Source organism: Argonema antarcticum A004/B2 (assembly GCF_023333585.1).
In the GTDB taxonomy this organism is placed as follows: Bacteria; Cyanobacteriota; Cyanobacteriia; order Cyanobacteriales; family Aerosakkonemataceae; genus Argonema; species Argonema antarcticum.
Window position 1 is genome coordinate 1 of sequence record NZ_JAIQZN010000102.1, and the last position, 25437, is coordinate 25437.

At 46.3% G+C, this 25437-nt stretch carries 23 protein-coding genes; 10 read left to right on the forward strand and 13 right to left on the reverse strand.

The features are described 5' to 3' along the window. Positions 1-88: 88 nt before the first annotated feature. On the reverse strand, positions 89-1336 hold the full coding sequence (locus LAY57_RS29345; protein WP_249070719.1) for a vWA domain-containing protein: 1248 nt from the start codon (positions 1334-1336) through the stop codon (positions 89-91). Positions 1337-1643: 307 nt separating this feature from the next. Further along, entirely contained in the window at positions 1644-2573 is a 930-nt protein-coding gene (locus LAY57_RS29350; protein WP_249070720.1) for a DUF4351 domain-containing protein, read from the reverse strand. 458 nt (positions 2574-3031) lie between these two features. Between LAY57_RS29350 and LAY57_RS29355 the strand changes: the two genes are divergently transcribed. The 3 genes from LAY57_RS29355 (at position 3032) to LAY57_RS29365 (ending at position 5146) form a co-directional block, all read left to right on the forward strand. Continuing rightward, positions 3032-3721 carry an ATP-dependent Clp protease proteolytic subunit gene (locus LAY57_RS29355; RefSeq protein WP_249070721.1) on the forward strand — a complete coding sequence of 230 codons (690 nt, stop codon included), beginning with the start codon at positions 3032-3034 and terminating at the stop codon, positions 3719-3721. Positions 3722-3754: 33 nt separating this feature from the next. Continuing rightward, the gene (locus tag LAY57_RS29360; protein WP_249070722.1) at positions 3755-4375 is read left to right on the forward strand and encodes an ATP-dependent Clp protease proteolytic subunit; all 621 of its coding nucleotides are present in this window, start codon (positions 3755-3757) and stop codon (positions 4373-4375) included. 153 nt (positions 4376-4528) lie between these two features. After that, positions 4529-5146: a J domain-containing protein gene (locus LAY57_RS29365; protein WP_249070723.1), complete on the forward strand. Its 618-nt coding sequence runs from the start codon at positions 4529-4531 to the stop codon at positions 5144-5146. Between the two features lie 228 nt (positions 5147-5374). Here LAY57_RS29365 and LAY57_RS29370 read toward each other — a convergent pair whose 3' ends face one another. After that, positions 5375-6160: a C39 family peptidase gene (locus tag LAY57_RS29370; RefSeq protein WP_249070724.1), complete on the reverse strand. Its 786-nt coding sequence runs from the start codon at positions 6158-6160 to the stop codon at positions 5375-5377. Between the two features lie 437 nt (positions 6161-6597). Between LAY57_RS29370 and LAY57_RS29375 the strand changes: the two genes are divergently transcribed. The 4 genes from LAY57_RS29375 to LAY57_RS29390 all read left to right on the forward strand — a co-directional run bounded on the left by LAY57_RS29375 (position 6598) and on the right by LAY57_RS29390 (position 10392). Next, on the forward strand, positions 6598-6876 hold the full coding sequence (locus tag LAY57_RS29375; protein WP_338022517.1) for a zinc ribbon domain-containing protein: 279 nt from the start codon (positions 6598-6600) through the stop codon (positions 6874-6876). A gap of 443 nt (positions 6877-7319) precedes the next feature. Next, complete coding sequence (locus LAY57_RS29380) at positions 7320-9044, forward strand: ABC1 kinase family protein (RefSeq protein WP_249070740.1); 1725 nt, start codon at positions 7320-7322, stop codon at positions 9042-9044. A gap of 106 nt (positions 9045-9150) precedes the next feature. Then, positions 9151-9870, forward strand: a complete 720-nt coding sequence (locus LAY57_RS29385) for a PP2C family protein-serine/threonine phosphatase (protein WP_249070725.1) — start codon at positions 9151-9153, stop codon at positions 9868-9870. Positions 9871-10194: 324 nt separating this feature from the next. Continuing rightward, complete coding sequence (locus LAY57_RS29390) at positions 10195-10392, forward strand: NblA/ycf18 family protein (protein ID WP_249070726.1); 198 nt, start codon at positions 10195-10197, stop codon at positions 10390-10392. Positions 10393-10966: 574 nt separating this feature from the next. Here the strand turns inward: LAY57_RS29390 and LAY57_RS29395 are convergent. The 3 genes from LAY57_RS29395 to LAY57_RS29405 form a co-directional block, all read right to left on the reverse strand. Then, positions 10967-12559, reverse strand: coding sequence for a serine/threonine protein kinase (locus LAY57_RS29395; RefSeq protein ID WP_249070727.1), 1593 nt, complete (start codon positions 12557-12559; stop codon positions 10967-10969). Positions 12560-12938: 379 nt separating this feature from the next. Beyond that, positions 12939-13397, reverse strand: coding sequence for a hypothetical protein (locus tag LAY57_RS29400; protein ID WP_249070728.1), 459 nt, complete (start codon positions 13395-13397; stop codon positions 12939-12941). Between the two features lie 51 nt (positions 13398-13448). Beyond that, on the reverse strand, positions 13449-14693 hold the full coding sequence (locus LAY57_RS29405) for an anhydro-N-acetylmuramic acid kinase (protein WP_249070729.1): 1245 nt from the start codon (positions 14691-14693) through the stop codon (positions 13449-13451). A 146-nt stretch (positions 14694-14839) separates the two neighbouring features. Here LAY57_RS29405 and LAY57_RS29410 point away from each other — a divergent pair, with 146 nt between their 5' ends. Then, positions 14840-15157, forward strand: a complete 318-nt coding sequence (locus LAY57_RS29410) for a hypothetical protein (protein WP_249070730.1) — start codon at positions 14840-14842, stop codon at positions 15155-15157. A 39-nt stretch (positions 15158-15196) separates the two neighbouring features. Here the strand turns inward: LAY57_RS29410 and LAY57_RS29415 are convergent, their stop codons facing one another. After that, a complete protein-coding gene (locus LAY57_RS29415) occupies positions 15197-16426 on the reverse strand; it encodes an RNA-guided endonuclease InsQ/TnpB family protein (protein WP_249070731.1) in 1230 nt (409 codons plus the stop codon). 57 nt (positions 16427-16483) lie between these two features. Here LAY57_RS29415 and tnpA point away from each other — a divergent pair, with 57 nt between their 5' ends. Continuing rightward, a complete protein-coding gene (gene tnpA / locus LAY57_RS29420) occupies positions 16484-16894 on the forward strand; it encodes an IS200/IS605 family transposase (protein WP_249070732.1) in 411 nt (136 codons plus the stop codon). Positions 16895-16987: 93 nt separating this feature from the next. On the opposite strand, the gene LAY57_RS29425 is transcribed toward tnpA, so the two are convergent. From LAY57_RS29425 to LAY57_RS29450, 6 genes are all read right to left on the reverse strand, one after another. Beyond that, positions 16988-18148: a universal stress protein gene (locus LAY57_RS29425; protein ID WP_249070733.1), complete on the reverse strand. Its 1161-nt coding sequence runs from the start codon at positions 18146-18148 to the stop codon at positions 16988-16990. 278 nt (positions 18149-18426) lie between these two features. Continuing rightward, positions 18427-19101 (reverse strand): K(+)-transporting ATPase subunit C, encoded by a 675-nt coding sequence (gene kdpC / locus LAY57_RS29430; protein WP_249070734.1) that lies wholly within the window; start codon positions 19099-19101, stop codon positions 18427-18429. 251 nt (positions 19102-19352) lie between these two features. After that, positions 19353-19622, reverse strand: a complete 270-nt coding sequence (locus tag LAY57_RS29435) for a potassium-transporting ATPase subunit F (RefSeq protein WP_249070735.1) — start codon at positions 19620-19622, stop codon at positions 19353-19355. A gap of 122 nt (positions 19623-19744) precedes the next feature. Then, positions 19745-21838 (reverse strand): potassium-transporting ATPase subunit KdpB, encoded by a 2094-nt coding sequence (gene kdpB / locus LAY57_RS29440; protein WP_249070736.1) that lies wholly within the window; start codon positions 21836-21838, stop codon positions 19745-19747. A gap of 95 nt (positions 21839-21933) precedes the next feature. Next, positions 21934-23619: a potassium-transporting ATPase subunit KdpA gene (gene kdpA, locus LAY57_RS29445; RefSeq protein ID WP_249070737.1), complete on the reverse strand. Its 1686-nt coding sequence runs from the start codon at positions 23617-23619 to the stop codon at positions 21934-21936. 3 nt (positions 23620-23622) lie between these two features. Then, a complete protein-coding gene (locus LAY57_RS29450) occupies positions 23623-23940 on the reverse strand; it encodes a potassium transporter TrkA (protein WP_249070738.1) in 318 nt (105 codons plus the stop codon). Between the two features lie 274 nt (positions 23941-24214). Here LAY57_RS29450 and LAY57_RS29455 point away from each other — a divergent pair, with 274 nt between their 5' ends. Next, positions 24215-25291 carry a sensor histidine kinase gene (locus LAY57_RS29455; protein ID WP_249070739.1) on the forward strand — a complete coding sequence of 359 codons (1077 nt, stop codon included), beginning with the start codon at positions 24215-24217 and terminating at the stop codon, positions 25289-25291. Positions 25292-25437 lie beyond the last annotated feature (146 nt).

Sequence of the window (25437 nt, forward strand, 5' to 3'; positions counted from 1 at the left end):
TGGTCAGTGGTCAGTGGTCAGTGGTCAGTGGTCAGTGGTCAGTGGTCAGTGGTCAGTGGTCAGTGGTCAGTGGTCAGATGACCAAAAATTAAGAGTCGCTCTGCAATATGGTTTTGGAGACAATGCGGGTTTTCTTGCGATCGCCTTCCGAAAGTTCTTCTCCTGATTGCAGCCGGGTGGCATTGACTTGCAGCACTGTGGCGGCACTTTTGTCTCCCATTTGCAGTGCGGTTTTGGCAGCAGTTTGCAGCATTGTAGCAGCGCCAGCGCGATCGCCTTGTTGCAATTTTGTCTCGGCAATTTGAGTTTGTCGATATTTTGCCAAAGCCAAAATCGACTTTTGTACCTTTGGGTCGATACTCGGTTGGTAAGTCCGCACACAGTTTGCCTCCACTGACACGATTTCGGAGAGTAAACCTTCCTTACCCTGGGCCGGATCGTCATAGCGAACTTGCACGCGGACTACAGTCTGCTGCCCTTCTGGCATTTGACCGATATACAAGTTGGCCAGAATAACTCGCTCTTGTTCGGTCATCAAATCTCCCAATCGGACTAGAAATCGCTCCCCTTCTTGTTGTACCGGCAATTCGATCGTATCGGGAGCAACTTGAGCTATGGGTTTGAGTTCTGCCAGTCGCACTTTTGGCATCAGCTCGAACAGCAAGTAAGCATTAGTCAATCCCACAGATTGAATGCGGTTGAACAGGCGAGCAAACTCTTCCACTACGCGATCGGGCCGTTCGATATAAGATAAGGAGCCACCACCGGCATCGGCAATTTGTTCTAGAATATCTTGGTTCCAGTGTGTGCCGAATCCCAAAGCATTCAGCGTCAGTTTGTAGCCAGCAGCCAGTTCCGCCAATTTGAGGCATTTATCATTGTTGCCATGTTCGTTTTCACCGTCGGTCAACAAAAATGCCTGAGAAATCGCATTTTTTTTGCCCTTAGCCATTTCTTCAATTCCCAGGCGCAGTCCCTCATCAATTGCTGTGCCGCCGTCAGCCTTCAGTAGGCCGATCTGCCGTTTGATGGCAGCTCCATCTTCAATAATTTGATTAGGGATTAAAACTTTGGCGCGGTGATCGAAGGCTACCACAGAGAGGCGATCGCCCTCTTTAAGTCGATCGACCAAGCGTCCTGCCGCTTGTTTGACTGTTTCCAGGGGGCGTCCGCTCATCGAACCGCTGCGATCGAGAATCAGACACAAGTTTAGCGGCACATTCTCTACTATTTCACCCGGCGTAGCCGAAACAGAAATCTCCAGCTGACGTTGACTCGTCGATTGAGCCGCGTCCAGATTGGCATCGTTCAATATAGGCTGCAAACTAACTTTCATTATCCTCAGATCCTCTATAGGCAATTAGTAATATTATTTACCTAACCGCAAAGCACTGGCGTTACGCACTTACAACCAGGATATCCGATTCAGGGCGATCGCATTTAAGCAAGGGCTTGACAAAATGCCCTAACGCAAAGAAACCCGGTTTCTATGCAAAATCGGGGTCTTCCGTACTTAGTGTGCTAAGTTAACTTAGAACACTAAGTACGGAAGACCCGAAATCGATGACTAAATATTAGGTCTTACGTAAAGAAACCGGGTTCTTAGAGAAACCCGGTTTCTTTGCTAACGCTTTAAACCTCTACTAACCTATTATCTCTCTATCCAACCAAGTAACCAAATCGGCAACATCCGAAAAATCCAACAACTCCTCACCCAATTCTTCCAATTTATCAACAGATAAACTGCGAATTTTTGCCCCTAAATCAGGAGCAATTCCACCAAGGCGGCGGTTAAGTTGACGCAGAATTAAAGACAAAGCTTCTCGCTGGCGTCCTTGCTCTAATCCTTGTTCTAATCCTTGTTCCATCCAACTGGTAACAATTTCCATAACTACCTCCCGTGCAGATGGTTCAATTGTACTAATCTCAGTTTGAAAAAGTCTTTCCTCCTCTGCATTTAGCCGCAGATAAGTGTCAATAAACCCGGAAATCAAACGCATTCGCGCTCGATCGAGCTTTAAAGTAGCCATCAAGCGCAAACATTCAGATTTCACTCGAAGACGATCGCACGGCGCTATCTTCATTTTGGCCATCAGCGCACTGGCTGCCGGATTTTGGTAACGCAGAAAATCTCTCCAATTGAGGCGATTTAGCTGAATTACCCGGTAATTGAACTCCAGCACCTTAAAATCGGGGAAATCAACCCGATGGAAAGTTGGTTCTGGACGTTGCGGCACATCGTAGGAAAATAGCGCAATGGGATAAACTGGCAAAGCGTGTTTCTCGTACAAACGGGCAAAATAGCGAAACATCCGTTTGCTGAAATATCCTCGCGCTTCGGATTGGTGTTCGGTATGAATCAAGAAAAATGACTCTTGACCCTGAAACCTCGCCTTGGCGACTAAATCGGCTTCGTACTCTTCCCCAGCGGTCACATCGGTAAAAATTTCCTTATCCAGAAACGTCACCGAGTCCCGTTCCAGATACGCCGCCACGTCAGGGAAAAATAAATCTATGAAGTCGGGAAAGAAAGTGGTAAGCAGTTCCTTGAACAAGCGATCGTGGTCTATCATTGGCAGATGCAACTCCCAGATGCCAGCATCTTACAGTGCATTGTCCGATCGCAAGATAGCAACAGCGCTGCCAAAAGAAATGGAGCTATTGACCAATTTAAGGACTGACGAATTTAAGAACTTACGGTTCAGTCAACTCCCTAGCTGATGCGGTCATAGCTTTTTCGTGCGTAAGTCCTGTACTATGTAACCGATCGATCGAAACAGATATCTGCAACAGTGTCAAGTGGGACAACCAAGCTGCGCGGGGCGGTCTGATATCTACATGATAGAAACCCGGTTTCTTCAAGAAACTCGGTTTCTATGTAGCACTTCATCCCACGGCAAGCGGCTGTAATCACCCAGAGAATCTGAACAGACAGGTGTTGGGATCACTACTGAACGTGCCGCAAAGACATCCCCCTAGCGCGTTACCATAAAAAAAACACTGAAGAAAGTTTTGGGCGATAATCCGACCTATGAACTCACCTATCAAAGCTGTTCAAGCTCCGTACTACGGAGATTCCTTTTACAGAACACCCCCTCCAGATTTGCCTTCCTTGTTGTTGAAGGAAAGGATTGTCTATTTCGGATTGCCGCTATTTTCATCTGACGAGATCAAAGCTCAAGTAGGTGTAGACGTAACCGAGTTAATCATTGCCCAACTGCTGTTTTTGCAATACGATGACCCGGAGAAGCCGATTTCCATCTACATCAATTCCACGGGGACTGCTTGGTATGGCGGAGATGCTATAGGCTTTGAAACGGAAGCCTTTGCGATCTGCGACACCCTTAATTACATCAAGCCTCCAGTCCATACCATCTGTATTGGTCAGGCTATGGGGACGGCAGCAATGATCCTCTCAGCAGGAACGAAAGGGTGCAGAGCCAGTCTGCCTAACGCTACGATCGTGCTGCATCACGCTCGCACTCGCGCTCGCGGTCAAGCCACAGACATTCAAATTCAAGCTAAGGAAGTCTTGGAAAACAAAAGGGCGATACTTGAGATTTTCTCTCAAAATACGGGTCAATCGCCAGAGAAGATCGCCAAAGATATGGATCGGATGTTCTACATGACCCCCTACCAAGCCAAGGAATACGGTTTGATCGATCGGGTTTTGGAAAGTCCTAAAGAACTTCCTCAACCAATCGCCGCTCTTCACGGTTAAGTTCTAGTTATTCGCTACAAGGAAGAAAATTATATGCCCATTGGTGTTCCAAGAGTGCCCTATCGGTTCCCAGGAGAGCCTTTCACCCAGTGGATTAATATCTACGAGCGCCTTGCTCTGGAAAGGATTGTCTTCTTAAGCGGAGAAGTCAGCGATGGAATGGCTAATGCCATCATCGCTAGACTGCTCTATATGGATTCTGACGACCAAACCAAAGATATTTATATCTACATCAACTCTCCCGGTGGTTCGGTGACGGCGGGTTTAGCCATCTACGACACCATGCAGCACGTCAAATCGAATATTGTGACGATTTGCGTCGGTTTGGCAGCTTCTATGGGGTCTTTCCTGCTTACAGCTGGTACTAAGGGGAAACGCTTGGCTCTACCCCACTCGCGGATTATGATCCACCAACCTTCTGGCGGTGCTAGGGGTCAAGCGACGGATATTGAGATTGAGGCTAGAGAAATCCTGCGGATTCGCCGCCAGTTGAATGATATCTATGCCGAAAAGACGGGTCAGCCTCTATCTAGGATCGAGAAAGATATGGATCGCGACTTTTTCATGTCTGCTCAAGAAGCGAAAGAATACGGTTTGATCGATCGCGTTATTGAGGATCGCTCTGCTGAAATTAAAACCCCAGCAGTCGCATAACCTATGCCGATAGGACTTACGCAATATTTCTTGTTTCGCCCCCCCCTTGCCCCCTCCCCTCCAAATCTGGGGGGTTAGGGGGGCTAGCGCGTAAGTCCTGAAAGCTTGAGGCTGCGTTTGCTATTATCGGGATTAGGTTTAACGCTTAACTTGATGAACCTGGCAGATTGCTATCGATTACTGGGGCTAAAGTCTGGAGCCTCAATGACTGATATTAAGGCTTCTTACCGTCGTTTAGCTCGGCGCTATCATCCCGATGTCAACCCGACGGATCGAGAAGCCAAGGATAAGTTTATTGCTATCACTGAGGCTTACCACTTTCTTCTGGGCGTTGTCAAAGAGGTTGAAATTTCCCAGGATTCGAGGCAATCCCAGACCCCGCCTACCGCCTCTGACTCCGCAAAAACACCGCCGCCAAAAACGAAGGTGACGCGCAAGGAAAAGCCTGCCGAACCGGAACCTCAACTATCGGAAACGGAAAAACAACTTAAGTGGCAATTATACGAGCAATTGCAGCTACTGCTAAAAGCTCAAAGGTTTCCTCGTGCGATCGCTCTAGTAGAAGGTTTAGCACAACGCCTACCAGAAGACCCAGAAGTCCGTCAGTGGCAGGCTATTACTTATCAGCGCTGGGGCCGTCATTTGGTGACTGAGGGAGAACTGGATAAAGCGAGAATTTATTTAAAAAAAGCGTTACGCACTGACCCCCACAATCGTTCTCTTTGGTCTGAAGTGGAAAGAGATTTTCGTCGTCTAGAACAGATTTATTGATCGATAGACAAGTTCGAGAAACCGAGTTTCTCAATATTCAGCTTTGTAGGTTGGGTTTCGCTTCACAAGGGCTAAACCTACAAAGAAATAGCTCAAAGAAACCCGGTTTCTCGAAGAAACCGGGTTTCTCAATATTCAGTGCGACCTACAGATATTAGAAATTAGTTGACTGAAACTCTCTGGCAGCAAGAGTTTTTTCAATTCTAAAATCTAAAATCTAAAATGGTATCACTTCTTCTCAGGGAAGTGCGCCCAAGTGGTTCCACCTTCACCATAAGTCTTGGACTTGACTAGATTGTAGGAGTAATGGAGGTTTTCGCCAGTCAGATCCGTTTGATAGCCTGAATCGAAGTATTCACCATAGGGATCGTTAACAAAAAAGCCTGTATCGTCATAGCCGCGAAGGACAATGATATGTCCCCCTCCCGTCAACCGACCTGGGTAAATAACGGGATTTCCGTTGGCTAGGTGAGCTTTTACTTCATTCCAAGTTGCATCCATTTTGAAGACATCGTACATATCATACTCAAGGAACACTCTACGCAGGTGATCGTGAACGTGGCGATCCCATCCATTGCGATCGACCAGTTCAAAGAGTTCATCTTCTAGCTGCTTATTGCGACGGGCAGGTCTAATGCCATAGTAATACAAACACATGGCAACGCTGGTGACATTGCAGGTACCTTCTGGTTTGTATCGGTTGTTGAGTTGGCTGAAGTAAGGAACTGGTAAACGTACTTGCGCGGGAAGCTTATCGTTAGGGCTAAATTTACCGATGCGTTTTACCCCATCGTCGCCAATAATCTCAATATGCTCTTGATAAGCTACCCAAGTGTTTCTACCTTTGAAGAAAGTTTTTTCGAGAGCGAACCTTATATGACTTCCTATGTCTTTATAAGAATTTAGCTCAAATACTCTACCAGCCCCGACTGCTACTTTTTGACTTTCGGGTAGATCGATCGCTTGGACAGAAGATTGCTTGAATACCGTATCTTTAATAACTTTAATTTTCATGATGGTCTAGCCAAATCTGCTAACTAATCAATGATTCGCAATTTTGCTATTACATCAGGAAAATTTGCTGGCCAGCTTTAAAGGATATCGCAATCGATCAGATCCTTGTCAAGACGAAAAACAGTGGCTTTTGTTCCATATTAGACATCTTGGAAATAGAATTTAACAGGAATTACGCAACTGGCAAATATAGTAGGGTGCGTCAGAATCTTCCACTCTCGATAATCATTGTAGAACTTAGTCTGAGTGAAAATACCACAAGGACAGAAGGCTTCGACGTGAGCGCTCGCCGCGCTCACGTCGAACGGTAAGATTTACGGTATTGATTTGGGATTAAAACACTTTGCGGTTGTCACCGATCGCTAAAAAATGTCTAAATATGACAATCCTAAACATCTTGCCAAGCTGTCATCGTAGAAAATCTTCATGTCTTGGGCATGGTATGCGCTTCGCGCACGCTTCGCGAACGTAATGACAAATTGGCGAAAGCAATATCTGATTTGGGGTGGGGAACTTTTATCAACTTCCTAGCATATAAGCTAGAACGCTCATGTGGGAAGTTGATTGAGATAGATAGATGGTTCCCCAGTTCCAAGCTTTGCTCTAATTGTTTCTATCAAGTCAATGAAATGTCGTTAGATGTGAGGGAATGGATTTATCCTCACTGCATTTCCATCACGATCGTGATGGAAATGCAGCAACGAATATTAGAGTAGATATGAGTACAGAAGCCTCCGCTATAATCGGTACTCGGGTGTGGTCATAAGTAGTTGGTTGAAACGAAAAGCTTTTCTTCTGGGCTTTGTCCTCCTTGTCCTCCTTGTCCCCTACATCACCAACGGGTGAGAGACCACACCCTCGGTACTCCGAAACACGCGGCGGGTAGTTCACTGCTTTACGCCTGTATAGTATAGAAGAGAGGGCGGCTTTAGCCGAATGGCGCTAAGTTTAGCTGGGATAGAGGAGGCTCGGCCTCCCTTAACAAGGGTGCCATTGGGCTAAAGCCGTTAGCGATCGATCCCACCCCTAAAGGAGTGGTTTTTGTAAGTGGATTTTTATAAAGTTGTAAACCCAAGTGTCTGCCCTGCCTGATGATCCGGTTATGCCGAAGCAATATAGAAGCCGTCCGTCTTTTGAGGGGGGCGATCGTGGCGAAGGTATGGCCCCCCAGAAGGAAATAGCCTGGTCGCGGGCTACAGCAAAATCCTATAGCGAAAAAGCCTACCGCTGGAATCGAGAAAATTACTCTCGTCAGCGCCGCTTTTTGGACATTTGGGCTTTCGTTTTAACTCTCATGTCTCAGCTATGGCTCGATAGTAAACCTTGGAGCTATCAAGGTGGAATAACGGATGCCAAACGAGCCATAAGACGCCGAAAACAAGCCATCTGGATTCGAGAAACTTTCCTGGATTTGGGGCCAACTTTCATCAAAGTCGGTCAGTTGTTCTCCACCCGTGCGGATTTGTTCCCTTCCGAGTATGTGGAGGAACTCTCCAAGCTGCAAGATAAGGTGCCTGCCTTTAGCTACGAGCAAGCTGAGGCTATTATCGAACAAGATTTGGGCAAAAAAGTACCCGAACTTTACCGCAGCTTTGACCCAATTCCTCTAGCCGCAGCTAGCTTGGGACAGGTACACAAAGCCCAGCTGCATTCGGGTGAAGAAGTCGTGGCGAAGGTGCAGCGCCCCGGTCTGGTGAAGTTGTTTACGATCGATCTAGAAATTCTCAAGGGAATTACTCGCTACTTCCAAAATCATCCCGATTGGGGTCGCGGTCGAGATTGGTTGGGAATTTACGAGGAGTGCTGTCGCATTCTGTGGGAAGAGATTGATTATCTCAATGAAGGTCGCAATGCCGATACCTTCCGCCGCAACTTTCGCAGTCAGGATTGGGTAAAGGTGCCCCGCGTCTACTGGCGCTATACGTCGCCACGGGTATTAACTTTGGAATACCTGCCGGGGATTAAAATCAGTCACTACGAAGCGCTGGAGACGGCTGGGCTCGATCGCAAGGCTTTAGCTCAAATGGGTGCGAGAGCTTACCTGCAACAGCTGCTCAACGATGGCTTCTTCCACGCTGACCCTCACCCTGGAAATATTGCCGCCAGCGCAGAAGGTGCCCTGATCTTCTACGATTTCGGTATGATGGGCAAGATTGGGTCTAATGTTCGCGAGCAGCTGATGGAAACACTGTTTGGCATTTCCCAAAAAAATGCTGACCGGGTTGTTTCCTCTCTGGTGAATTTGGGTGCTATCTCGCCAGTAGATGATATGGGGCCGGTGCGGCGATCGATCCAGTATATGCTGGATCACTTTATGGATAAGCCGTTTGAAAATCAGTCTGTGAGCGAAATTACTGATGACCTTTATGAAATTGCCTACGACCAGCCGTTTCGCTTCCCAGCTACCTTCACGTTTGTGATGCGAGCTTTCTCAACCCTAGAGGGTGTGGGGAAAGGTTTAGATCCGGAATTTAACTTTATGGAAGTTGCCAAACCTTTTGCAATGCAGCTTATGAGCGATGGAAATGGTTTCGATGCTACGAATAGCCTGCTGGGAGAAATAGGCCGTCAAGCGGCTCAAGTTAGCAGTACGGCTTTAGGCTTACCCCGCCGGATTGAGGAAACCCTAGAAAAGCTAGAGCGAGGCGATTTGCGCGTGCGGGTGCGTTCCACGGAAACAGACCGGGTTCTGCGCCGCCTCAACAGCTCGCAGACGGGCACGACTTATGCTTTAATAATCAGTGCTTTTACGCTGTCAGCAACTATCTTACTGGTTCATGATAAGGTAGTTCTGGCTGCGATCGCTGCTTTGATTGCAGCTGGGGTGGCTGTGGCTTTAATCCGGCTACTCCGACGGATTGACAAATCTGAGCGGATGTTCTAATTCCCGTTGTATTTCTGTAAATATTTGACGCGGGTTAAAACCTGCGAGTCTTGTTTCCTGTGCGAGCTAAAAATAAGCGGTTTCCAAACTAAGGCGAGGTTTTGAGATGAAAAGTCGCTGGACGGGTCTTTCTGACCCCGGACTCGTTCGTCCGGTGAACCAGGATGCTTTTTATATTGACCCGGATGGGCGATTTTTTATCGTGGCAGATGGGATGGGCGGACACGCCGGGGGTGAGGAAGCAAGCTGGATCGCTACCGACGCGATTAAGTCCTACTTAAACGAATATTGGAATTCTCAAGAGGAATCCCCAGTACTGGTGGAGGCAGCTTTCTGGAAGGCAAATCAGGCTATTGTCCAGGATCAGCAGAAACACCCAGAACGATCGGATATGGGCACAACGGCAGTGGTGGTGCTGTTCCGAAAGGAACAGGCTTTGGTGGCTCATGTGGGTGATTCTCGTCTGTACCGGCTGCGAGCCGAAAAGCTGGAAAAAATTACTGAAGATCACACTTGGGTGGCGCGAGCTCTCAAAAGTGGTGTCCTCAGTCCGTCACAGGCTAGAATTCATCCTTGGCGGCATATGTTATCTCAATGTTTGGGGCGCGAGGATTTAGGTCAGGTGGAGATACAATCCCTGGATGTGGAAGTGGGCGATCGCCTCCTGCTATGCAGCGATGGACTGACCGAAGAACTCTCCGATATTGCGATCGCTTCCTACCTCAACTCCCCTTTGTGTGAAACAGCCGCCGTCGATCTCATTGAGGCTGCTAAAGAACAAGGCGGTCGAGACAACATCACAACGATCGTTGTGGCCATAGAATAATTTATCGATAAGCAAAATTAATCATTAGCTCGAAGAACGAATAAATTTAGCTGGGTAGGTATATCTACCCAGCTTTTTGTTCATTCTGAGCAATTTTGAGTTTTAGAACTTGATAAAAATACCATTAAGCGCTATGGAACTTCCGGAACGATAGATCTATCTTTTGGATCGAGAAGTATCAACTTTAGGAGGTATGGGCACTTTGTCAAATAATTGTTATCTTTTGTAATATAAGGCAGTAACCAAACAGTTCTGCCCAGCCCTTCTCCAAATGGCCCTTTGACAACCGATAAGCCATCGCTATATCTTTCTTAGGAGTTAGTTATGAATTCACCAATCGAACTGTCTCTCGAACAACAATTCAGCATCTTTTCCTTTAAAAATCAGGTCGAGAAAATGAACCACGAGCAGGCCCAGGAATTTTTGGTTAAGCTCTATGAGCAAATGATGGTACGCGAAGCGACATACAAGAATCTCCTGAAGCACCAATGGGGTTTAGAACCAACTGCTCAGTTTGAATAGAGATGAATAACGTCGCAGTCGGCGACCTCCTTCTCTTGCTTTGTTCCTTGGGGGAAAGAAGCTGGGGATGCTGGGGCGTCAACTTTATTTGTACGGTTTGTTTCCAGACTGGTTTGGTTTCAAAGACGGAGATCGATCGACTTACGATCTAAGTTGAAAGTAATATCTTCTATTTTTCATCCCGCACGGGCAATATAACCCACGGCTTTGGGTTGTAGGGTTATAAAAAATATGCGTCTTTGGGAATTATTATGCTAATTTTTGTAGGGACACGACATCATAAGTGTATCGGTCATACAAAAATTTTAAATTATGGCTTGTACCTACAGCGTATTTGACACGAAAGAACCAAATTATTTATAGCTAAGCGCAGAGCGCTTAGGACATTATTAAACGATCAAAGCAAGGCGGGGAGTGTGTTTTTACTAAAGCCGAAGCACTTTGCTATATAGCAACTTTAGGGCGGTTAAGACATTCTTAATTCCACCAAATCGTTCGGACTTCGACGTGAGCGCTCAGTCGAGCCGCGCTCACGTCGAAGCCTAGCCCCTAGCTATATCAGGTTACTGACAAATTAATCTTGTAAGTTCAAGGATGAATTGCCTTCCAGTTTCGTGACAATCTGGGGCTTTATCTTCTCGAATTGGGCATTAAGCAGCTCTTTACTCATCTTAGGCGAACCTACCGATATCAATGTCTGACTGGTCTTAACCCACTGTTGTAGCAATTGGCATTGGGAGGGGGCTATCCTAACACTCATGGCGTGCATACAATTTTTATGTTCCTCCAAAGCAAATAACAACACCCAGTAGCGACCTTTTTCTCCTAACAGTTTTGTCATCTCTTCGCCTTGGGGGTTTTTCATATCCAAGTAGCAGCGCAGCCACTTTGGGCCAGCTTCGCGAGTGTAAAGTGCTGTAATCCACATCAGCATGGGATGGGGAGACATTAAAAATAAGAATTGATTGTAGCGTTTGCAAACATGACGCTTCTGAATATCTTCTTTTTTTAACATCACCCATAGAGTGGCCAAAGTTTCCTGGCTAGCGGACAAAGAATGAGCAAACACAATTTGGGCTAGAGGTTTGTTGCTCGGCCAGGTTTGTTGTCGAACGAGACGCTCGATTTCATCAAGGGAAGGGGGATGCTGGGATTTCGATGGCGTTGCTACCGGCTGGAGTTTTGATGGGATTGCTAGGGCATGAGGTTTTGATTCCGTTGGTAGGGGCACGTTAGCCGGAGTTGCTTCAATGCGCTCACCGAGTTGCCTACCCGTACTGAAGCGTTGCTCTAAAGGTTCCAACGCCTTGAGGATTTCACCCACATCGTTGGGGCGGGAGCCCGGTTCCTTTGCCAAGCAGCTCATCACCAAATTTTCCAAAGCCTTGGGCACTTTTAAATTTGGGTTAACTGAGTCAAAAGAGCGCGGTTGCTGGAAGTGATGGACTTTGTACCAACCCCCAAAGGAGTGAGTTTCTGCTTGTAGGGGCATCTTACCCGTGAGCATTTCAAACATCAGCACGCCCAGACTGTAAATGTCGGAACGGTTGTCTAGTTCCTTACCCTCCATTTGTTCTGGAGAGGAATAAGCCAAAGTTCCTAAATAATAGTTAGTTTGATCGCTGTCTGCCTGACGCAGTTTAGCAATCCCAAAGTCAAGAACCTTAGCCAACTGTCCAAGACTGGCGTCTTGAATTACTAGAATATTGCTGGGTTTGATGTCCCGGTGAATAATGGGACAGATTTCGCCATCTACAGGGATGCCTTGGTGGGCGCACTCCAATCCCAAAGAGATTTGGCGTGCTAGAGATAAAAACTTAGGTAAAGCAAGAGTACGGGAGCGAATTACTTCGCTCAGGCTCTCTCCCTGGAGGTATTCCATGACGTAAAAGGGGGTTTTATTCTCGTCTACGCCATAATCCATGACTCTGACAATGTGGAGACTTTTTTGGCCTAACAAAGCACAGGTTTTGGCTTCTCGCTCAAAGCGCTCTTGCAAACGCAACTTCGGATTTTGAATTGTTAGAGAAAGAAACTTAACGGCGACGGGGACGCCTCCGAGTAAAACATCTTTGGCGCGATAAACCCGACCCATAGCCCCAGTTCCTACCAACTCCACAAGCTGATAGCGATTGTCAACTAAGCGACCAATGTTGGGATCTGTCATTGCGATCGAGCTCCACCTACAGAAGGAGCGTTAAAGTAATATATCTGCCGGTCAGTTGTCTCACAACCGGGTAGTCAGGGGGGTTTATGCAGAATTTTGATTATGCCAGCGCATTCTAGTTAAACCCGCCCTAACCCTGAGATGGAAAAAAGGGCGTGAATCATTTGCCCTCCGCAAGATGCGAAACTATACTGGCAAATCATGCAATCCCTGTTTTTGGGACACCCTAACAGAGCCTGTGAGGGGCCTCAACCTCCTTCTCAATAACTAAGCTTTGCCTATAAAGTTTAAGAATGGAAGTAAAATCTAACTCCACTCTATCTGGTAAACTTTACGGCTTAGCCTCGAACTCAGTTGAACTAACAACACGATCTACTATTCAAGGATAATTCGATTCTGGCTGACGCTCCAAGGTTGCTTCCATTGTGCTGGTCAAATAATGGCCTGCCAGAATGCTGCTGGAGATATAGTATTGGTTTTCATTTACCCGATGGAGTGTTTCAAAGCCACTGCGGCGCTGACGATCTCCCAGCACCCAGTAGCGCTGCACGATTGATTCTTGTGCAATCCAGCCTTCTCCTTCCACTCGTCCCAGCAGACTGTGTTGCAGTACAAAAGTATACTGACGTTCGCCAGCATCCAGACGCCCTCGATATTGCAGGGAAATTTCTTCGCGATCGCTGTCTGGAAATACCAGCTTTGTCACCATTGTGAACCAGTTGTCGCGACCCCACGCTACCAGGGTTAGCCCTTTGACATTAACGGGCATACCGTTGCGCTCAAGCCAATTTCCCTGTAGTCTCCAGCGCCCAGCCTCAATTAAAAAGGTGTGAGACACGCCTCTATATCCTTGCCTTGATTGCTCACTGCCCGATCGCAAGACTCTATGCTAACACGCAGCGGTTCCAGTCACTTGGTGGATATCCCCCAGAAGGACGTCTTTTTGGGCACCAGTTACCTGCATAAGATTACCAGGTATGCCTAGATGCCGCCAATAAGCTAAAACTGCAAACGCGATCGCTTCCTTGTACTCCGCATCCAATCCGACTTCATCAGTTGTCATTACTGGAATTAGGCATTGGGGATTGGGTATTGATGCCTGTCCTATGCCCCGTGACTGATGTCCATCCGGTGAGAGATAAGCTTGCAATCGTTGTTTTAAGTATAGATTGCGACTGCCACCACCACACAACAACACCATGTCGGGCAGATCGGGCAAGAAACTGCGGTAGCTGCGAACGATCGAAGCTACCGTGAGTTCGGTAAGCGTTGCCAGCAGGTCTGCCGAACTCAGTTGGTAATTCTCGGCATCTGCCATACAAGCTTGAAAGTAGTCCACTCCGAATAGTTCTCGACCTGTAGATTTGGGAGGCGGTAGCTCGAAGAAGTCATGCTGGAGCCATTTCTCCACTAGGGGTATACAGGGAGTGCCAGTCGCAGCCCAAGCTCCATCTTTGTCGTAGGTTTTGCTGCCACTCGTTAAATGCTGTACCGCCAGATCTAAGAGGGCATTTCCGGGGCCGGTATCCCAGCCGCGCACGCTTTCGAGCCAGTTGCCCTGACGAGCTGGTAAATAAGTGAGGTTGCCGATCCCACCAATATTTTGAACGCAGCGATGTTCGGTGGGATGACTCAGAAGAAAGGCATCTATACGCGATACCAGGGGCGCACCTTGACCTCCGACAGCAATATCCGCTACCCGAAAGTTGCTCACTGTACTAATGCCTGTTAATTGGGCAATCACCTCTCCTCGTCCTAGCTGAAGACTGTATCCCAGTTTGGATTTTGGATTTTGGTTTTCTTTTAATCCAAAATCGTCTTTGGGTGGGCGGTGGTAAACTGTTTGGCCGTGGGAGCCTATCAGCTGGGCTGGGGTGCTAGAGGCTTGAATAGCTAAGGCAGCTTGGGCGAAGGAAAGTGCGATCGCATCATCTAATTCTGCCAAGTCTGCCATTGAAAGAGCTGCCCCAGCGCAGACGGCTAAAATTTTCTCTCTGAGATCCGGTGGGTAGGGGTAGGTTGCCCCGGCTATAAGCTCGGCTTTTAGATCGACATCTTTACCGGAAATTTCTACTAAAGCGGCGTCGATGCCATCCACTGACGTGCCGCTGATTAAACCAATTACAAGTACCATTTGATTTTAGATTTTAGATTTTAGATTTTAGATTTTAGATTATACTTTTTTGCGCGGACTGCGATCGGACATTTTGGCTCGACCGTCTTGATGGCGGACATAAAATGTAGCAAAAAAAACACCAATCTCTAGCAAACAAAAACCTAATGACAACTAACCAAGACCAACCAGAAGAAATCGCTGTACGACTTTCTAACATTGATGAACAGCTAGAACAGATAGCCGATGATCTCGATCTAATTCGCACGATCCAAAATGCCAACCGCAGGGAAATACGGGCTTTGTCACAGACCACTGCACGATTAGAGCGAACCGTTACCCAGTTAGCCAGCATTGCACGCGACCACCAGATGGCTCTACGGATAATAGAGCGAGATCGCGAGGTGTTTCAGGCTGAAATTCGGCGCATCTGGGAATATTTACTCAGACAGGGCGGTAACGGCAACGCGCCGCCCAACAGTTGAGGAGCGCCACGATGTTAGCAATTGTCAATGTGACATCTCCTACACCATACCTGTACTCAGGTTGGTGTAGGCTTCGCAACCAATCCGGCTGTCGCTTAGGAGGCGTTGCGCTTTAAGGACTGGATGCCCCTCAGCCCTGTTTTTTATATTTATGGCTGCATTCCAGTCTCGATCTAGACGCAACCCACAATGGGGACAGTCATGAACTCGGATATGCAGATTCTTAGGTACTTTCTCTTTGCAATTGGAGCAATCTTGTGAAGTGTTATGGGCGCTTACTGGGACAACCAACAAACCAGCATTTTCGGCTTTGTTTGCTAGTATCGACAGAAAGCTTGACCACCCAGCATCCAACACAGACTTAGCTAATCGGGTGCGAGCCAACCCTTTAACGTTCAAGTCTTCGTGAGCAACTACGTCATATTTTGATAACAGCCAATTCGCTGTCTTGAAATGGAAATCTTTTCTTTTGTCAGCAACTTTCTTATGTTGCTTTCCCAATTGTTGGATAGCCTTGAGCCTACCGTTACTGCCCCTTTTTCTACGTGACACTCGTTTCTGGATGACACGTAAACGTTTTTGGGCTTGACGATAACATTGGGGGATAGCAATAGTTTCACCTTCAGAAGTTGTTAAAAACTCCTTTAGCCCTACATCAATTCCAACAATTTTATCGGGGTTGAAATTTGGCTTAATTTCAGGGACGGTTTTGTCCTCAAGAGAAAGCGTGAGGTAGTAACCATCGGCTTTTTTGGTAACTGATGCAGTTTTAACTTTGAAGGAGTCAGGGATAGGACGATGCAGGACAACCTTAACTTTTCCAAACATGGGCAAGTTAATCAGGTTTCCTTGCAAACACCCTTCCTTCATTTGAGGATAAGTAAACGTGCGATAACGCTTTGACGCCTTAAATCTTGGTTTTCCGGTACGCTTCCCATTATTATCACCCTTCAAGAAACGGTCAAATGTTACCTTGACTCGCTTGACTACATCCTGAAGCACTTGTGAGTAAATCTCTCCGTACCAAGGATGTGTCTTTTTGAGTTGCGGTAGCGTTTTCTTTTGACTGTAATAGTCAGGATTGTCCCGTAGTTCTGGTAGATGGCAAACAAGGGGGCAAGCGTTAATAGGAGAACGATTTTGTTCATACCAATTAAACCTATCAGCCAACAAGTAGTTGTACTGGCTACACAGCATTGCCAGCCATCTGTCAAGATTGGCGACTTGCTGTTTTGTTGGGCGTAGTCTGTACTGGTAGGCTGTTCTCACTATCTCTCCTAATTGGTGTAAATTTTTAAGTATACACCAACTAGGCAAGGGTTGAGGATGAAAAATGATTTTGTTTCTAGGGGTCGCTCTGTGTCAGACTTAAAGGCTCATCTAGTGCTGACAACCAAGTACCGAAAGAAGCTTTTCACCAAGGAGATGCTAGACCGATTACATGAGGTCTTTGAGGACTTACTGGAGAAATGGGAGTGTCGGGTAATTGAGTTCAATGGCGAAGAAAACCATATTCACTTACTCTTTCAGTACCACCCAGGAATAGAACTGAGCAAGCTTGTTAACAGTGTCAAAACGGTTACTAGCAGGCGACTACGCTCAGAATTTGAACAGAGATTGAATGAGTTTTACTACAAAGATGTTCTTTGGAATGGCTCTTACTTTATCGTATCATGTGGTGGTGTGACAGTTTCAGCATTAAAGAAGTACATTGAAAACCAGGACTCGCCTGATTGATTGATTGGTCATTTCCCACGCGACGATGACCCGCCTATCCATCCCGACACCAAGCGGAGTACCGCTATGGTGTGGGGCTTCCGGCGAAGAAAGCTAAATAATTTTAGAGTTTGGCTTTTCGGTGGCAATGACGTGCAAATCTACGTCTTTGAGATATTGTACTAATTTCTGGACAAGGGAACCATGCCAGAATAACTCCCAACGAGATTTCTGGGATTGTCCGAGTACCACTTGAGTAATATGATACTTGCGGGCAGTTTCTGCGATCGCTTGGGCAACGTCAGTAGTATTCAGTCGTAAAAACTCGCCCTCATATTGGCGGCAAATATGTTCGCAGGTTTCAATATGTAGACTTTCTTGCTTGGTGAGGAAGCGTTCTGGATGTGCTACAAACAGCACGTAAAGGCGAGCGTGCAGTTGTGTGGCAATTCGAGCGCCTCGTCGCAGTAGTTGTACTGAGTTAGGATAAGTCGATACGCAAACTAGAACGCGATCGCGTACATTGCAGAAGCGATCGTTTTTAGCCGAGTTTTCTGCATCCTCTTCAATATTGTCCGCTACTTCCCGTAGCGCTAACTCCCGCAAAGCGACTAAATTGCGACGTTGAAAGAAGTTTTCTAAAGATTGTTCTATTTTTTCAGGAGCATATATTTTACCTTCTTGTAACCGTTCTTGCAAAGTTTCTGGCGTCACATCTACTACCACAACTTCGTCAGCTTCATCGAGAATGCGGTCTGGAATGCGCTCCCGCACTACAACACCAGTAATTTTTGCTACTATCTCGTTGAGACTGTCGATATGCTGAATGTTGACAGTTGAAAAGACATCAATGCCAGCTGCTAAGACCGTTTCAACGTCTTCGTAACGCTTTTCTCGTAAGGAACCTGGTACATTAGTATGGGCGAGTTCATCGATGAGTACTAGCTGAGGCTCGCGGGCGATAATAGCGTCTGTGTCCATCTCCTGTAAGGCGACGCCTTTGCGAACAATTTTTTGTTTGGGGATTATTTCAAATCCGATCGCCTTTTGTGCTGTTTCTTCACGACCGTGGGTTTCCAGTAATCCGATGACGACATCAATTCCTTGCTCCTTAAGTTGGCGAGTCTCTTCTAACATACGATAAGTTTTGCCGACACCGGGAGCCATCCCAATAAATATTTTGTGCTTACCGCGACGGCGGAAATGCTCGTAAAGCTTATCCGGGTTGATACCCGGAATTTGGGAATCGTTTGTGATATCGCTGGAATGAATCATATAGCTAGGGACTAGGGGCTAGGGAAAGAAGGGTTTAAAATCCGCCAACGTTTCAGGAATTAATAATGTCTTAACCGCCCTGGCGATTGCTATATCATGTCCGGTAGCATCGTTAGTGTAAGATTGATATCCTCAAATTGTTTGTTTTCATCGGTGGTTAAATTTTTTACCACAGATGAAGAGAGATGAACACAGATAAACACAGATAAGAGTGGTATTTTTTTAGGAAAGCGATGCCACAGTACATGATATTATTGGTCATTTGCTGAAATCTCAAATTAGTCATTTGCCCCACTACCAGATTGTAAAGTATCCAAAGCCAGATTTAGCTTGAGAACATTGACACCCGGTTCGCCGAAAATGCCCAGAAATCTATCATCTGTATATTTGGGAACGAGAATCTCAACCTGGTTAGTAGAAAGCGATCGGGCCTGTGCCACTCGTGCAATTTGCGATCGGGCCGACTGCACGCTAATATGCGGGTCTAAGCTAGATCCAGAAGTATAAACCATATCCGCAGTTGGTTGGATATTTGCTTGTTTTAGTCTTTCTACATCGATTTGAATACGTTTGAGCAAATCTGGATCGTCTGGTTTTCTATTATCTTTAAGCAAAGTTTGCGTATTGCTGGGAGCAAGATTGCTAGCGCCAGATGTACCAGTTCTTTGAGTTATATTATCTGGATTTTTGGGATCGAACTCGGCGGCAGGAAAACTGCTGTAGTTAGTGGTGCTGGGACGACTCCAAAAATATCGGTCAGACGAAAAAGGTTGACCGATCAAAGCCGAACCGATCGTTTGTCCCTGAGCATTTTTAATCAAGCTGCCATTTGCCTGATATGGAAAAACAATTTGACCTGTCAATACCATAAGCAGAGGATAAATTATTCCGGTCAGAAGCCAGAAAATAAGGGTGACGCGAATTGCTTTTACAATTTCTCGAAAGATAGACATACAATTGGGATTTGAAATTTTATCAGGTTTTAGGTTTCAAATTACAGACTTCAGATTGCATTTCATATCCTGTGCGGTTGCATCAGTAGTACATGAGCGAAATACACAAATTCTCTGTTGTTATCGTTGGTTAAATTTTTACCGCAGATGAAGACAGATGAACGCAGATGAACGCAGATATGAGAAGGAGAATTTTTAGGCAACGGATGTTACCGTATTTGATATCAATTCTTCAATCTAAAATCCAAAATTCAGAAGTGTTCGGGCTGGAAAATCACAACAAAAACGTAAATCGAAAGACCCAGAGTCAGCAAACCAAGCATACCAAGAGCCCAGGCAGAACGGCGATCGATCTCTGTACCCGCCGCTGCATAAACAGCCGGAGCAATTATCAGATTCAGGCACATTAGCAAAAACAACTGAATTGGCAAAGGTCGCCTACGCCATTGCGCTTTTAGTAACTCAACGCCTTCCTTAAAATCTCTGGGTAAAAACTCATCAAACAAATCAATTCGCTTCATAATTTTTTCTTCTTACTTCGCGTCTTTGTGGTTCGTTACTAAGTTGGACATAATAAAACGTAAAACTGTGGGATTAGAAACCGGGTTTCTCGATGTTCACTTTATTGACGCCACTTACTGCTTTAAGCCAAACCAACAGATGCAATCAGGACATCAATAACCTTAATGGCAATAAACGGAGCAATCACACCTCCCAATCCATAAATTAAGATATTGCGTTGCAAAAGCTGATTAGCTGTCAGCGGCCTAAACTTAACACCTGTCAGCGCTAGAGGAATCAAAGCCGGAATAATCAAAGCATTGTAAATTAGCGCCGATAAAACCGCCGACTTAGTACTCGCCAAACCCATAATATTGAGACTTTGAATACCCGCAGAAGCAAAGATCACTGGGATAATGGCGAAGTATTTAGCAATATCATTAGCAACTGAAAAGGTAGTCAAAGCACCGCGAGTAATCAACAATTGTTTGCCGATTGTCACCAAATCAATTAGCTTAGTTGGATCGGAATCCAAATCCACCATATTCGCCGCTTCTTTTGCCGCTTGGGTGCCAGAATTCATCGCTACCCCCACATTTGCTTGCGCCAAAGCTGGGGCGTCGTTGGTGCCATCGCCAGTCATGGCCACCAGTTTGCCTTCTGCCTGTTCCCGTTGGATGACGGCGATTTTGTCTTCCGGCGTCGCTTCGGCGATAAAGTCGTCTACGCCTGCTTCTTGGGCGATCACAGATGCGGTAATGCGGTTGTCGCCGGTTAGCATAACGGTGCGGACACCCATGCGTCGCAGTTGGTCGAAGCGATCGCGAATTCCCGGTTTGATAATATCTTTGAGATAGATGATGCCGTAGATATCATTATCTTGGCAAACCGCTAGAGGAGTTCCCCCCAGTCGCGAAACTCGTTCGTAAGCTTGGTCTAAGTCGGGTGCTAATTGTCCGCCGCGAGAACGAACAAAACCTTTAACAGAGTCTACAGCTCCTTTTCTCACCTCGCCGCCATCGGGTAAGTTTGTTCCACTCATGCGAGTTTTGGCCGAAAATTCAATTCCTTCTGCTTTGCTGCGATCGAAATCTACTGTAGCGCCCAATTTCTCAGCTAAACGGACGATCGACTTGCCTTCCGGCGTCTCATCAAATACGCTTGCAGCTAAAGCAACTTGGGCAACTTCCTCGATCGAATGATTGTTTACTGGGATAAATTCCTCAGCTAAGCGATTGCCCAACGTGATTGTTCCTGTCTTATCTAATACCAGCGTGCTGATATCACCGCAAGCTTCTACCGCCCGTCCCGAAGTCGCAACTACGTTAAATTGGGCGACTCGATCCATCCCGGCAATCCCAATAGCGCTCAACAAACCGCCAATTGTGGTAGGAATTAGGGCTACCAGCAGGGCAATCAAAATTGCTACACTCACGGAACTGTTTACATAGCTGGCGATGGTGGGTAGTGTCGCCACAACAATCAGAAATACTTGGGTGAGAACTGCCAGGAGAACGGTGAGGGCAATTTCGTTAGGTGTTTTGCTGCGTTCTGCGCCTTCGACTAGGGCAATCATGCGATCGATAAACCCTTTTCCAGGATCGGCAGTAACTCGGATTGTAAGTTCGTCGGAGATAATTTTGGTGCCGCCGGTAACAGAACTAGCTATATCAGAACCGGGTTCTTTCAGTACTGGTGCCGATTCGCCCGTAATTGCCGATTCATCGACGGATGCTACACCCGCAATTACTTCGCCGTCAGCGGGAATGACATCACCTGCAACTACTTTTATTTGGTCGCCTCGTCGCAGAGTAGTGGAGCTTACTTCCTGTATTGAACCATCGGGGAGGAGTTTTTTAGCGATCGTATCCGATTTAGTCGATCGCAAAGCATCAGCTTGCGCCTTACCCCGTCCTTGGGCCACCGCTTCCGCAAAGTTGGCAAATACAACGGTAAAGAACAAAATTACCGCAATTAAGGCGTTGAACAACCGCAAATTTTCACCAGGGACTGCGCCAAACAGGTATGGATCGATCGCTAACAGTGCGGTGATAATAGTGCCAACCCAAACGATAAACATGACTGGGTTTTTCACCTGAACTCGCGGGTCAAGCTTCACAAAAGATTCCCGCACGGCTCTTTGGTAAAGCCCTTTTGTATCTACTTTCGGCGTATGTCTGCGCGAGTCTCGTCGTCCTTGGGGGGTGCGTCTGGGTTTAGAAGTAGGATTTGTCATTTGTCAGTTGTCAGTTGTCAGTTGTCAGTTGTCAGTTGTCAGTCGTCAGTTGTCAGTTGTCAGTTGTCAGTTGTTTTTTTTCGACTAACTAATGACTAATGACCAGTTGCAAATTGAAATGCTTCTGCGATCGGGCCAAGTGCGAGAACTGGGAAAAATGTCAAAGCTCCCAAAATCAAAATGATTCCCGCTGTAACCCCAGTAAATAAAACCGTATCAGTTCGCAACGTACCTGTAGTTTCCGGTACAGGTTGTTTGTGAGCCATACTATCAGCTAAAAGCAAAAGAGCAATAATTGGTAAGTAGCGTCCAGCCAACAAACTAATACAGGCACTTAAGTTCCACCACATAGTTCCATCACCTAATCCTTCAAACCCAGAACCATTATTGGCAGCAGCTGAAGTGTATTCGTAAACGACTTGGGAAATACCGTGAAAACCAGGATTACTAATTCCTGCTAGAGTTTCGGGAAAGGCCAAGGTAATGGCGCTGGGAATCAAAACTGCGATCGGGTGAACGAGCAAAATAACGCTGGCGAGAACAATTTCCCGCTTCTCAACTTTGCGACCCAAAAATTCTGGTGTTCGTCCTACCATTAGACCAGTGACAAACACTGACAAAATCAGGTAAACGAATAAATAAGCTGTGCCTGTTCCCTGTCCGCCCCAAACCATTTGCAGAAACATATTAAATAGAGTAGAAAAGCCACCGGGAGGCATCAGAGAATCGTGCATTCCGTTGACTGCCCCACACATAGTGCCAGTGGTTGTAATTGCCCACAGTGCTGTTTGCGCCCAGCCAAATCGCACTTCTTTGCCTTCTAAATTAGGTTGCTGTTCGCCCAAGATGTTATTAACAAGTGGATTTCCTTGGAATTCGCCAACAGCGGCAATCGCAATCAAAACAACATAAAAGATGAATACCATCCCAAATAGCAGCCATCCTTGTTTAAGGTTATTTGCAAAGATAGCATAAGTGAATATCAACGCGGCTGGGATACAAACCATTGCCAGAGTTTCAATCAGGTTGCTGGCAGAATTGGGATTTTCAAACGGGTGAGCGGAGTTGATACCAAAAAAGCCGCCGCCATTCTCTCCCAGTTGTTTAATAAATTCAAAATGAGCCACTGGGCCACGAGCAATTACTTGTTTGGCTCCCTCTAAGGTGGTCACTGTTTCTGGGCTCGCAAGTGTTTCGGGTACGCCCAAAAAAATCAAAATTAATCCACCGACGATTGATAAAGGTAGCAAGATTCGCGTAATTGATAGGGTAAGATCGACGTAAAAATTACCCAGCAATTTACCTGTTAAACCTCGAATAAAGGCAATTCCTACTGCCAAACCTGTGGCGGAGGAAGTAAACATTAAAAAGCCCAAAGCCGCTATCTGGGTGAAATAACTGAAAGTCGTCTCGCCTGAGTAGTGTTGTTGGTTTGTGTTGGTGACAAAGGAGATAGCTGTGTGCAACGCTAAGTCCCAACTCGGCGGATTTAAGGAAGTGGGATTTAGAGGGAGTATGAGTTGCAACACAAAAATTAGATAAACTAAAATGCCCATAACAAGGTTGCTGAGTAGGACCGATCGCGCATACTGCCAACCTGTCATATCATCTTTGTAACGCACATCACCCAGCAAGTAAATGGTGCGTTCTAATGGCACCATAATTGGGTCTAGAAAGGTTTTATCTCCTAAAAATACTCTGGCCATGTAGCGTCCCAAAAAATGGACGAGCGGCACCAAAATTAGGATTGTCAGTGTTATTTGAAAAAAGCCTTGCCACATAATTCACAAAATAAATAACTCTTCACAAGACGAGTCGTATTCAGCATTCAAGGAACAAGTGTAATTAGACCACAAAACCGGATGCCTTTTTTGGAGGATAAATTGTAGTTCTGGACTCATTCCTGGGTTGAGCGCTACAGCTAGAATGTCATCTCCATAATGCACTGTAGGATTATCGCTGGCTAAAATTAGTTTTTCTGACCTTACAATGCCTAGCAAACCACAATTTTTGGGCAACTTTATCGCAGATAATGGGTTGCCGCAGTAACAGCTATTGAATTGGATTTTTGTCTGGATGAATTTGGTTTGGGCAAAAATCATTGTCTAATACTACGCAATTTGTGTCAATCCGTTAAACGATTCACACTTAAATCTTCTAGCATTTTCACATTCCAAACATCAGACAACAGACATAAATTGTCTTGCAAATAACTTAGCTCTCCCAGTGTATTATTGATATATACTGTTTGGGTTATCTCTGAAAATCAATATATCTGGATTTATAAAAATATCTATATATGTAGATATAGAAGGAATATAAGATCTAAAATTAAAACAAATTTGAAATCTAAAATCTAAAATCTGAAATTTCCCAATGCTCAATGCAATTATTTTTACTAAGAATCAGCACGTAAATACTTGTACCTCGATCGCGTCCGCCTTTGCAGTGGTGATGGTGCTGGAGTATACCACGCCGCCAGAGTATGTGTTCGGCTACCTATATAGTGGCCCGATTTTGCTGGCCAACTCGCGCTTAGGTCGATCGGCAACGTTGAAAATTACACTAACAGCTGCCGCTTTAACGCTGTTGAATCTGGTTTTACCGACTGTAGAATCCTTGAATCCTTCGACATTAGCGAATCGTTTGATTGTGGTAATGGCATTATTGGTAACGGGATGGTTGAGCGATCGCAACCGCCACTACGAAGAAGCGATAGCCCAACAGCGATCGCAATTGCGTTCCCAACAACAGCTCGCTGGTATCCGCGAAGACTTCGTTTCCACGCTCACCCACGACCTCAAAACGCCCTTACTGGGAGCAATTGAGACAATCAAATCATTTCAGAGCGGACAATTTGGCGTCGTCAGTCCCCCTCAGCAAAAAGTTCTGGAGATGATGGCTCGCAGCCACCGTTCTACACTAGAACTGGTGCAGACGCTGCTGGATGTGTACCGCAACGACGCCGAGGGACTCCAACTTCAGCTAGCGCCGATTAATTTGGTGTCCTTAGCCGAAGAGGTAACTGCTACGCTAACGGATTTAGCTGCGACGCGCCGGGTGTATGTTTCGCTGAATTATGACTCATCTGACTTTCGGAGCTTTTTGTGGGTGAAAGGGGACGCCTTACAGTTGCGGCGAGTCTTTACAAATTTATTGATAAATGGCATTAATCATTCTCCTCGCGGCGGTAAAGTGGAGATTGTACTGGAGTTTGATTCTGGCTGTGGAGTTGTGAAGATTGTCGATCGCGGACAGGGAATCACCAGCGACGAGCTGCCTCACTTGTTCGATCGATTTTACCAAGGTCACAGTAACCGACAAGCAACAGGATCTGGATTGGGTTTGTACCTCAGTCGCCAGATTATTGAAGCTCACGGGGGTACAATTTGGGCAGAAAACCGATCGCCTTCTGGTGCTTTGTTTGGCTTCCGACTACCTGGTCAAAGCTAGGGGCTAGGGGCTAGGGGTTAGGGGCTAGGGGTTAGGGGCTAGGGGCTAGGGGCTAGGGGCTAGGGGCTAGGGGCTAGGGGAAGAGGGAAGAGGGAAGAGGGAGAAGATCTGCAAAATCCCACTCCCCCACTCCCCCCCTCCCCCCC